7 protein-coding genes and 1 tRNA gene are annotated in these 10,780 nt (G+C 53.7%); 6 read left to right on the top strand and 2 right to left on the bottom strand.

What is annotated here, in order from left to right; translation table 11 throughout:
• The 4 genes from A5774_RS04615 (at position 1) to A5774_RS04600 (ending at position 5,610) form a co-directional block, all read left to right on the top strand.
• Positions 1-873, top strand: a complete 873-nt coding sequence (locus A5774_RS04615; protein WP_156519542.1) for an SWIM zinc finger family protein — start codon at positions 1-3, stop codon at positions 871-873.
• A gap of 29 nt (positions 874-902) precedes the next feature.
• Positions 903-2,093, top strand: coding sequence for a metallophosphoesterase (locus A5774_RS04610; RefSeq protein WP_027017731.1), 1,191 nt, complete (start codon positions 903-905; stop codon positions 2,091-2,093).
• On the top strand, positions 2,090-4,999 hold the full coding sequence (locus tag A5774_RS04605; protein ID WP_064833564.1) for an AAA family ATPase: 2,910 nt from the start codon (positions 2,090-2,092) through the stop codon (positions 4,997-4,999). Before A5774_RS04610 ends, A5774_RS04605 begins: the two co-directional genes overlap by 4 nt.
• An 89-nt stretch (positions 5,000-5,088) precedes the next feature.
• Positions 5,089-5,610, top strand: a complete 522-nt coding sequence (locus A5774_RS04600) for a MarR family winged helix-turn-helix transcriptional regulator (protein ID WP_064833617.1) — start codon at positions 5,089-5,091, stop codon at positions 5,608-5,610.
• Between the two features lie 89 nt (positions 5,611-5,699).
• On the opposite strand, the gene A5774_RS04595 is transcribed toward A5774_RS04600, so the two are convergent.
• Together A5774_RS04595 and A5774_RS04590 are read right to left on the bottom strand one after the other, a co-directional pair.
• Positions 5,700-5,773: transfer RNA gene (locus A5774_RS04595), tRNA-Arg, on the bottom strand.
• 97 nt (positions 5,774-5,870) lie between these two features.
• Positions 5,871-7,487, bottom strand: coding sequence for an alpha/beta fold hydrolase (locus A5774_RS04590; RefSeq protein WP_082936102.1), 1,617 nt, complete (start codon positions 7,485-7,487; stop codon positions 5,871-5,873).
• 179 nt (positions 7,488-7,666) lie between these two features.
• Between A5774_RS04590 and argS the strand changes: the two genes are divergently transcribed.
• Both argS and lysA read left to right on the top strand, forming a co-directional pair.
• Positions 7,667-9,319: an arginine--tRNA ligase gene (argS, locus tag A5774_RS04585; protein WP_064833562.1), complete on the top strand. Its 1,653-nt coding sequence runs from the start codon at positions 7,667-7,669 to the stop codon at positions 9,317-9,319.
• A 4-nt stretch (positions 9,320-9,323) separates the two neighbouring features.
• A complete protein-coding gene (gene lysA, locus A5774_RS04580) occupies positions 9,324-10,679 on the top strand; it encodes a diaminopimelate decarboxylase (RefSeq protein WP_064833560.1) in 1,356 nt (451 codons plus the stop codon).
• The last annotated feature ends 101 nt before the right edge of the window (positions 10,680-10,780 follow it).

Here is a 10,780-nt window from a genome sequence, read left to right as displayed (position 1 = left end):
ATGAATGATAAGCGTAGGCAGAATGGGGTACCCAAGGGTGTGAAAGACTCTGAATCGGATTCCGGGTCGGATAATGTCATTTATGCGAACTTTGGGGCACGAAAGCGGGTAGAAAAAGCCCCTGATTTGCATGAGACCGTCCGACAAATGCAACGCTCACGCCCATTGCAGGGATCTGCTGGCTTGGAGCTACGTCGGATGATCCTAGAGAATGCGGATAACGGACGCTATCAGCGTGGTATCGATTACGCCCGCAGCGGTCATGTAGTGGAGATCGATATTCACAACGGTGCTGCGCATGGCAAGGTAGCCGGCTCACAGAATCAACCGTTTTCGGTGCTTATCCAACTCCCGCCGCGGTCGGTTTCTGAATTGAACTCCGTAGGGCGGATGTTGGCCGAAACTTCCGGGGCGATGGAGCGAGTTCGTGCCGGTGAGCTTGCCGACGACGTCCTGGCAGTGCTGCTGGCAGAAGATGATAGTGATATTCGCTGTTATTGCGATTGTCCCGACAGTGCGTGGATCTGTAAACACCTGGTCGCATTTGCCGAGGAGCTGGGCGGAAAATTGGACGCCGATCCGGCAGCCGTTTTTCATCTGCGCGGAATCTCACTGCGGCAACTCGAAGAGATGATCGCTGCCTCTGCACAGGACGTCGCCCGCAAAGCCACCGAAGATGGTGCAGAAACTTTTTGGAGTGGCAGGGAATTACCAGCCGTGCCCAGCCCAAAGATCGCCCGTGCGCTGGATGATTCAGACCCAGACCTTCTGCGCAAAGCATTGCGCGCGGTTAGCCACACCAATATTGATTTGCTGCGTGCCGTATCCGATATCGAAGATATGTACCATCATTTAACGCACAGGAAGCAGTAATGTGAGACGGCTGTGTTAACAATGTAGTTGTGAAGCATTCGAGCACAGATCAGACCGTCACTTTCCTCCACACTTCCGATTTCCAGTTGGGTATGCATCGACGTTTCCTTGACGGCGATGCAGGCGCACGCTTTGAAGAATCACGTCTGTTAGCGATTGAAAAATTAGGTGAGCTTGCTCAGCAAGAAGGCTGCGCGTTCATCCTTGTTGCAGGTGACGTCTTCGACGATAATTCCTTAGAGCGACGGACATTAGATCGCGCATTAGAGACGATGCAATCGCTACCGGTGCCGGTGTATTTGCTTCCCGGAAACCATGACCCACTCGTGGCGGATTCCATCTTTTTCAGTGCACGGGAATTGTCCAATATTCACGTCATCGATAACAACACGCCACAGGAAGTAGCAGATGGTGTCGAACTCGTTGGCGCTCCCTTGCTGGTGAAAAGCCCGGACCATGATTTGGTAGCTGCCGCACTAGAGGGGCTGAAACCAACAAATGCCATCCGCGTGATGGTGGGCCACGGGCAGGTGGAATCGTATGGCGATGAGATCAAGCCCGATTTGATTGATCTGAATTGTGTGGAAACAGCTTTAGAGTCAGGGACTATCGATTATCTCGCTCTTGGTGATACCCATTCCACGGCGTCACTGGGCACCACCGGAAAAGTATGGTTCTCCGGGGCACCAGAAACAACGGATTTTCATAAACTAACGGACTGGGGTTTTCCCACAGACGGCGGAGAAACCGATTCTGGGAACGTGTTGGTCGTCAGTATCACCAAGCCCGCCACACACTCCGTGCAGCAAGCAGCAGTAAGCGTCGTCAAGCACACTATTGGCCAGTGGCAATTTCACGCACTTCAACCCGAACTCGATGATGCCGCTACCGTTGATGGGTTTCTGAACTACCTGCACAGTTACGCCAACAAGCGACGCACGGTGGTGAAATATTATCTGCGCGGTGCGTTGAGCTTGACCGATACCATGCGGTTGGAGCGTGAGTTAGCGGAGCTTCGCCCTAGCTTCGGGGCACTGTATGAATCGCGGTCGTCGCAGGGGCTGAATCTCCAGCCAGAAGCAGATGAGCTAGAAAATCTCGACGTTAGTGGCTATGCCCGGGCTGCGCTTGAAGAGTTGTTGAATGATGCTGACCACGACGATGCCGCGCGTGACGGCGCACACTTACTATTCCGATTGACGAAGGAGGCGCGCCGATGATGCGTATACACTCACTCAACCTGCACAATGTCCGAGGAATTAGCCAGCTGGAGCTTTCTGAGTTACCCGAGACAGGCGTCGTCGTGATTCATGGTGATAATGAGGCGGGAAAATCCACCATCATGGACGCCATCGACGCGTGCCTGAATTATAAGTATTCGGGGTTTCCGAAGGATATTAAGTCTCTCGTTCCTGCCGACGGCTCCGGATGGCCAGAGATACGGCTTGACCTGTCGATTGGTCCGTACCGCATGGAAATCTACAAACAATTTTCCAGCTCGGCCGCGAGCAAAAAATGCGAGCTGAAATTCCAAAGCCCGAAAAAAGCAAGTTTGCGCGGTGATGAAGCCGAAAACGAGTTCCGCGTGATCATCAGTGAATATCTTGATACCGACCTGTTGGATGCATTGTTTGTCCGACAAGGAAAACTACACCATTCGCTCGCCGCAGCCGGCATCCCTAGCGTGGAAAGCTCATTGCAATCCGGGCATGTATGGTATGAAGGCAACGGCTCCGTGAATACGACGGCCCAGGACATAGCAGGCACAGCAATCGAGATCCCAGAAAACGTTGACTTTTCTCCTGTGTCAGGCACGAGCACGGAACAAGCGCAGGAAGAATCACGGCTGCTTGCGGCCGTCAATGCAGAATACGCACGTTATTACACTGCAAAGACCGGTAAGCCTGCGAAAGAGTTGAAAGCTGCAGAAGAAGAACTCAACGCTGCTCAATCCCGTTATGACGAGGCAAAAAAGCAACTCGACCACGTAGCTGGATACGTTGCAGAATACGAAGAACTCAGTGAACGTGAAAAACTCGCCGCGGGCGAAATCCCCGATGCAGAGCACGAATATGCCAATTCGGAAGCTGCGAAGCAGAATGCGGAAACAGTACAGCAACGGCTGAGCGACGCTGTGGAATCGGTACGGCAAGCAATGCAGCAGAAAAATTCGCAATTAGAGCTATTAGAAGCCCGTACTGCTCTGATCGACGAACTTAAGCAGGAGCAATCGCGCCGGGACGAACTGTCAGAGCAGCTGCAGCAGGCAGAAGAAGCGGCAAGGCAAGAAGCAGTAATCATTGACCAGCTGCAGGATACGAAAAACAAGGCTGATGCAAAATACCGAGCGCAACGGGATCGGCACAAGGCAGTCCGTGTGGCCTCGAGCAAACTACGCAACGCACAGCGGGCACAGGAACTGCGTCACTTACTAGACCAGGTAGAGGGGATTGATACAAAGATCGGGGAAGCTCGTGCGGAGCTGGCGGCTCTACCCGCGTATATAGATCGGTCTGCATGGCAACGTCTGCGCCAAGCTCATGATGATGTGGTGGTTGAACAAAAGCTTGCCGACGCCCATGCTGCGCGACTGGAACTGTGTGCAGGTTCTCCAACTACGGTCACTGTCGTAGATGACACCGGTAGCCGCGAAATTTCTCTCGGGTCGCCTGTGCTGAGCGGGGCCGGAGAACATGACGAGCAAGCTACCGAAAAATTCCAGCCGGAACACAGCCTTGCGCTTTCCGACGGCATGTCGGTGCAGTTCGGCGATATTACTGCGATCTATCGCAGTGCACAGCGGGAACAGGAAGACACCCAGTCCGCGCTATCTGCACTGGAACAGGCTCGGGCACATTTAGACGAACTATTGCGTGAATTCCAGTGTTCTGATCTGGAGAGTGCAGAAAAGATTTATACCACGTGCGATGCGCTTGATGGAGAAATCACTGCTTTGCGGAACCGGCGAGCTGGTGTCGTAGGTGATAAGAATATCGACGATGTGGTCCAAGAGCTTGCCGGGTTAGATCAGTATGTCAATGATGGTGGAGTCGCGGATTCGGGTACTGAACCTGGCACCGAAACTGGCACCGAAACGAGCGCGGACCAGCTAGCAGGATTGACTGCTGATGAGATTGCAACGGAACTGAGTACTGCCGAAGCAGTTGAAGAACAGGCCCGTGAAGAATTGGAAGCCGCAGCAAACAGGCTTGCAGTTTATGATGGTCGGCCTGCCGACACGGAAGCGATGCGTGTGCGTGAACGCTACAGTCTGGCCACTGAGCGCGTTGTTAACGCTAAAGAAAAAGTTTCGGTGAGTGCGGATTCTGCTTCGATGGAGAAGCTGCGTGAAAATGTTGAACTTGCGAATATGCATTGGCAGCAAGCGATCAACGAACGGGAAGCTGCACAAGCCGCTGCCGATGATGCTGATGTTTCCATGGCCATGCGGAACTGGGAGGGTGCAAAAGCCCATCTTGTTCAGTTACAAAGGACCATACGCGAAGCCGAGAATCGTAAACTAGCCCTAACCTCGCACATCGAGGCCGCTACCGGCGCGGCGGAGCGGCTACACAAGGCCGAGGCGCAGCTGGAGAACCGAAAAGCTGACTATGCCGTCGTCGAACGACGGGCCCACGCTGCAGCCCGCCTGCGGGAGACGTTAATCCGGCATAGGGATGCTGCACGCCAGCGATACATGGAACCATTTGCCCGTGAACTTGAGCGTTTCGCCCGCGTGGTTTTTGATCAATCTGTCAGTTTCGAATTAGATGAAAGCCTCGCGATTTCTCAGCGCATCATTGGTGATGAGGCTTTAGAGACTGAGCATCTATCTGGCGGAGCCCAGGAGCAATTGGCGTTGTTGGTTCGTTTTGCGGTTGCTGCATTGACTGCTCACGGCCAGCAGGGCAGTACTGCTGCAGGTGAGCTGCCAATAATTCCTGTGCCGGTTATGGTCGACGATGCGCTGGGATCGACTGATGCACGACGGCTCCGGCTTATGGCGACGTTATTTAGTGAAATTGCCCGACAGACTCAGGTATTCGTGTTGACGTGTATGCCGGAACGCTATTCCCGGGTGGTGGGCGCCCAGCGCTATTCGATGCGTGAATTGACCGCCGGTTAGTTCATTAAGCACGCATCTGAAATAACCAGCAGGATAGTGATCAATCCGGTGAAATCTGACTTGTCAACAAAATTCGTTAGTATATGGTCATGGCGGAACCAGTACGTTGGCTTGATGATCATGAACAAGACCTGTGGCGTAGCATCTTGCAGGCAAACCGTAAGATCAATCGCGTTTTAGACGAGACACTGCTGAATGCTAGCGGATTGTCGACTGCGGAATACGGGGTGCTTGTCGTTCTTTCGGAAGCGCCTAATCACTGCCTGCGCTTGTGCGCACTATGCGATGAATTGGTGTGGGACCGATCCAGAACTTCGCACCAGATCACGCGTATGGAAAAGCGGGGATTGCTACGTAAAGAACGCTTCAGCGGTGACGGCCGCGGCGTCAGCGTGGTGCTCACCGATGACGGTATGCAGCGGCTGCAAAAAGCAGTGCCTGATCACGTGGAGTCGGTGCGCAGGTTGATTTTCGATCACTTAGATGAGGACGATAAACCAAGCATTCAACGCTTTATGAATGCCGTGCTCGCGGTGGACAATATCCCTGGATACGAAGCAACCGATGGGTGTCCGCCGTCTGCATCGTCTGCTCCCGGGCCGGATAATTAACAGGCTTATGTGCGAGAGAAAATTAGCTAAACGACGAAAGTCTCGAGACACCGTTGAAAACAGCAACGATGTCTCGAGACAATACAGTGTGCCCCCGAAAGGGTTCGAACCTTCGACCTTCGGTACCGGAAACCGACGCTCTAATCCGCTGAGCTACGGGGGCAATCCGGCGGAATTTACCGCGACCTAAATACTAACATCTCGTCACTCATAGGCGATAATTAGCAGGTCGCGGGTGCTTCTGTGAAAAATAGGGCTGGTTATTGCTCGAAGTAACCTGGTGCATCAGACTGCTCTGGAGCCTTACCAGTGCGCAGATAATCCACGACGATATCGTCGATGACTTTGTTGCCGTTGCCCACATGGCCGTGGCCTGGGCCATGGACGGTGAGAACGTGCGCGTTCATGACGTCGGCAAGAGCTGCGTGGTCAGCGTATACGGTTTGTGGGTCTCCAGTGGCACTGACCTGAAGCGGTTGCACGGCAAGTTCGGCGCCATCCAAGTGTGCCACTCCGGTAATCGGCGCCGCACCGTTGCAGGTGTGGCCAGCCGCCATGCTGTAAGAATTGGCAGTAGGAATATCACTGACGATATACCTTGCCCACAGATATTCTGGCAGTAAGATCGGGTTTGTGGGGGCGGTGTTCTCATTGCAGACTAATAACTGCTGCGTCGCGATCGTGGCAACTTGCGCTTGCTGGATCTTCTCAATTTCTTCATCACTGAGTTCGGTAGGCTGTTCCTGCTCAGCAAGCATATCCTCGCTGCCATTGATATGTTTCGCGAGCTTGTCCCATTGCCGTGGTTGCGGAACCAACTGGTGGGTCACGATAGCGGTCAGGGATTTATCGAGGCTGGCGCCAGGGACGAGTGCGGAACGCGTTAAATGCTCCAGCTGGGCAGAACCCTGACTAGTGGCATTGATGATTTCTGTGCCGATTGCACCGGACCATTCCAATCCTGCTGGTAGGTCACCAATTCGGGCAGCTGGGGGCAGATTGGTGGGGTTTACTCCGGATTCATCCAAAACCTTGTGCGACCAAGAGTTATAGGCGGCTAGCGGGGTGGTGCCGAGGCCATAAATGTCATTGCGGTCAGCCACATAGGTGAAAAAATCTTCGTAGGCGTTGTCGTATCCCCGTTTTTGTTGTGCGAGCACACCACCCCAGGAAGCATAGGGGTTCATGGCGGAATCGAGGATTAACCGATCTGTATGTTGTGGGTACGCGCTTGCGTAGGCAGATCCCAAGTAGGTGCCGTAGGACAAGCCGAGGATCGAGATTTCGTCATATCCCAGAGCCTGGCGTACCCACTCCCAATCATGCGCGGTGTTTTGTGTGGTCAAGGAGTCGGTATATCCCGGTGTGGAATTCTCGCAGGTATCTTTCCAGAATCCGCCGGGGCGGGCGATGGGATTATTGACGATGATATCTCGGGGTTCATCGCAGCGCACAGGCGTAGAGCCCGGTAGGCCTCGCGGCTGAACGACGATACGGTCCCATTCTTGGGTGATGCCATCCGGCCATTCGAACATGTCACCTGCGAAGTAAGAATAACCGTCTCCGCCAGGTCCGCCCGGGTTGCCGAATAGTGCACCCCGCGAGTTTCCAGTAGCTTTCTGTCGGACAAAGCCGACGGAGATGGTGCCAGCTTCTGGGTTGTCGTGATAGGTCGGAACGTCGATGCGGCCGCATGCTGCGTTGTCGTCGGTCACCTGCGCGGGGCAGTCTTCCCAGGTAATCTCCGCATTGCGGGCGGGGTGTTGTGCGATGCCGGCGTGTGCTGTTAAAGGTTGGAACAACGCAACGGAAGCGCCCAGGCAAGCAACGCTGGCGATAGTGGTACGGCTCCGTTGAAAAAATGGTGTCGATCGCACTGACAAGTCCTTCCAAAAGTGGCGAAAGTGAAAATAGTTACTTCATGCGATGCTAGCGGTTTAAGTTGTGCAAGGTGTCGGGAAACGCCGGACACCGTACGACCGTTCTGTGGACTTCTAAAAATGTTCAATTTGCCTGTTTCTTAAGCCAGGTTGCTTGTCTATTACACTAAGGAGCTATGACTCCAGCTGATCTTTCGCAATTAATTAAAGACACCGCCACCACCATCTTGGCAGAGCGCGGCTTAGACACGTCTGCGTTGCCTGAGGTGGTGACAGTGGAACGGCCGCGCAACCCGGAGCATGGTGACTACGCCAGTAATCTGGCTCTACAGGTAGCGAAAAAGGCAGGGGCAAACCCGCGCGATTTCGCCAGCTGGCTGGCGGCAGCATTAGCAGGAAATTCCGCGATTGACCAAGCAGAAATTGCGGGCCCGGGATTTCTGAACATTCGCCTGGCTGCCGACGCACAGGGGGAAATCGTCGCCAAGATCCTACGGGAAGAGGAAGCATTCGGAAATTCGGATGCACTGTCTGGTCAGCGGATCAATTTGGAATTCGTCTCGGCGAATCCTACCGGCCCCATCCACCTTGGTGGAACTCGCTGGGCCGCGGTTGGGGACTCTTTGGGCCGCGTATTGGAAGCCTGCGGGGCAGAAGTTACCCGAGAGTATTATTTCAATGACCACGGCGGGCAAATTGACCGCTTTGCGCGGTCGTTGGTGGCTGCTGCGCAAGGTGAGCCGACTCCCGAAGATGGCTATGGAGGCGATTACATCCGGGAAATCGCTAGTGCAGTCGTCGAAAAGAACCCCGCAGCACTTGATGGTGAGCCAGCCGAAGTACAGGAAAACTTCCGTGCGCTCGGCGTAGAGATGATGTTCGAGCAGATCAAAGCCTCATTACGCGAATTTGGTGTTGAGTTCGACGTTTATTTCCACGAAAACTCCTTATATGAGTCTGGTGCAGTCGAAAAAGCAATTACCATGCTGAAAGACAACGACAATTTGTATGAAGCTGACGGTGCCTGGTGGTTACGCGCAGAAAAATTTGGTGACGATAAAGACCGTGTCGTGATTAAATCGGATGGTGACCACGCGTATATTGCTGGTGATATCGCGTATGTCGCCGATAAATTTGATCGTGGCCACAATTTAGCAATCTATATGCTAGGTGCCGACCACCATGGTTACATCGGACGTTTGCGTGCTGCGGCACAGGCGCTGGGTTATGAGCCAGACAACGTCGAAGTATTGATTGGTCAAATGGTTAACCTGCTGCGCGATGGCAAACCGGTGCGCATGTCGAAACGTGCTGGAACCGTGATTACCCTGGAGGATTTGGTCGAAGCCATTGGTACGGACGGGGCACGTTACTCGTTAGTGCGCTCCAGCGTTGATACCTCGGTGGACATTGATTTGGAATTGTGGACTGCGCAGTCTGCCGACAATCCGGTGTATTACGTGCAATATGGTCACGCTCGGCTGTGCTCCATCGAACGTAAAGCTGCTGAGCTCAAAGTCGACGGCAATGACCCCGATCTCGGTCTGTTGTTGCACGATAAGGAAGGCGACTTGATCCGTACTCTGGGTGATTTCCCGGAGGTAGTAGCCACCGCAGCGCAGTTGCGTGAACCGCACCGAATCGCTCGTTACGTAGAAGATTTGGCAGCGACTTTTCACCGTTTTTACGACCAGTGCCAGATTCTGCCAAAAGCTGGTGAAGACGCAGAACCAATTCATAGCGCTCGGTTGGCATTGGCACGGGCAACGCGACAGGTACTGCATAACGGTTTGACTATGGTGGGGGTTAACGCTCCGGAACGGATGTAGTCGCATGAGCATGCACCTTTCTGATTTCAACGAACTACCTAGCCATGTTTGGCCCCGTAATGCCTGCCGTGAGGACGACGGCACGGTGGCTATTGCTGGAGTGTCTTTGCCAGAAATCGTCGAGAAATACGGCACTCCCGTCATGGTGTTTGATGAAGATGATTTCCGATCCAGATGCCGGGATATGGCGCAGGCGTTTCACGGGGCCAGGAATGTGCATTACGCCTCGAAAGCAATGTTGTCGACGCATATTGTCCGTTGGGTCAATGACGAGGGCTTATCTTTAGACGTAGCCTCACTTAATGAGCTGTTGATTGCGTTACGCGCCGGATTTCCAGCCGAACACATTACGGTGCACGGCAATACCAAAAACCGGGAGTTTTTAAGACATTGCGTTGCCGCACACGTAGGACACGTGGTGCTGGACGCGCCTGGCGAACTTGTCGAACTTAATGAGATTGCTGCCGAGCTGGGCAGGAAGCAGCCAGTTTTGGTGCGAGTGACGCCTGGCGTGGATGCACACACGCATGAATTCATTGCTACCAGTCACGAAGACCAAAAATTTGGCTTTTCCTTAGCCGCTGGTGATGCTTGGCAGGCCATCGTCGACGCGCACCAGGCGAACAACTTAGATCTGCACGGAATCCATTGCCATGTGGGCTCACAAGTATTCGATGCTGATGGTTTCAAGCTAGCCGCGGATCGCTTGCTGGAATTGTTTGCGCGCGTGCACCAAGATTTGGAGTTGCAGCTACCCATTTTGGACCTGGGTGGGGGGTACGGAGTGCCGTATCTCGCCGATGACTCCGAGCTGGACATTGCAGGAATTGCCGAAGATTTGATTACTGCAGTGCATAATAAGGCGGCTTTTTTGGGAATTGAACCGCCGAAAGTTGTTGTCGAGCCTGGTCGTGCACTTGTCGGTCCGGCAGCGGTAACGGTTTACGAAGTCGGTACTGATAAAAACGTGCAAATCGACGAGGGGCGTTACCGCAGGTATCTTGCGGTAGATGGTGGAATGTCGGATAATATTCGTCCCGCACTCTACGGCGCAGATTACGATGCGCGAGTGGTCTCACGATTTACTGATGGACACCAAAAATCTACCCGCCTCGTGGGTGCACATTGTGAATCTGGGGATATTCTGATCCCAGACTTTGCTTGCCCGGCGGATGTTCGTACTGGTGATTTGATGGGTCTAGCTGTGACGGGAGCTTATTGTTATCCGATGTCATCGCGGTATAACGCGTTTACCCGCCCAGCAGTGGTGTCAGTACGGGACGGAAGAGCGGAGCTTATGCTACGTCGCGAAACCATTGAGGATTTGCTTAGCCTCGAGGTGGTGTGGGACGCGGATTGAGCTGACTATGTGGAGTGGAAGCGCGTACTGAGCACAGATGCTGAAGCGAATGCGGCCTGAATAAATTTCGCCAAGCAAGTTAAGTCTGCCGTTAAAGCCGG

It is taken from the genome of Corynebacterium sp. EPI-003-04-2554_SCH2473622 (assembly GCF_001665955.1).
Lineage (GTDB): Bacteria > Actinomycetota > Actinomycetes > Mycobacteriales > Mycobacteriaceae > Corynebacterium > Corynebacterium pseudodiphtheriticum.
Note: the sequence above shows the minus strand (reverse complement) of the source record. Positions and strands in the feature narration are given on the sequence as shown.

Excerpts from the sequence above, each read along its gene's own strand:
- A5774_RS04615 (WP_156519542.1), top strand. The coding sequence starts at position 1 with ATGAATGATAAGCGTAGGCAGAATGGGGTACCCAAGGGTGTGAAAGAC.
- A5774_RS04605 (WP_064833564.1), top strand. The coding sequence starts at position 2,090 with ATGATGCGTATACACTCACTCAACCTGCACAATGTCCGAGGAATTAGC.
- A5774_RS04600 (WP_064833617.1), top strand. The coding sequence starts at position 5,089 with ATGGCGGAACCAGTACGTTGGCTTGATGATCATGAACAAGACCTGTGG.
- argS (WP_064833562.1), top strand. The coding sequence starts at position 7,667 with ATGACTCCAGCTGATCTTTCGCAATTAATTAAAGACACCGCCACCACC.
- lysA (WP_064833560.1), top strand. The coding sequence starts at position 9,324 with ATGAGCATGCACCTTTCTGATTTCAACGAACTACCTAGCCATGTTTGG.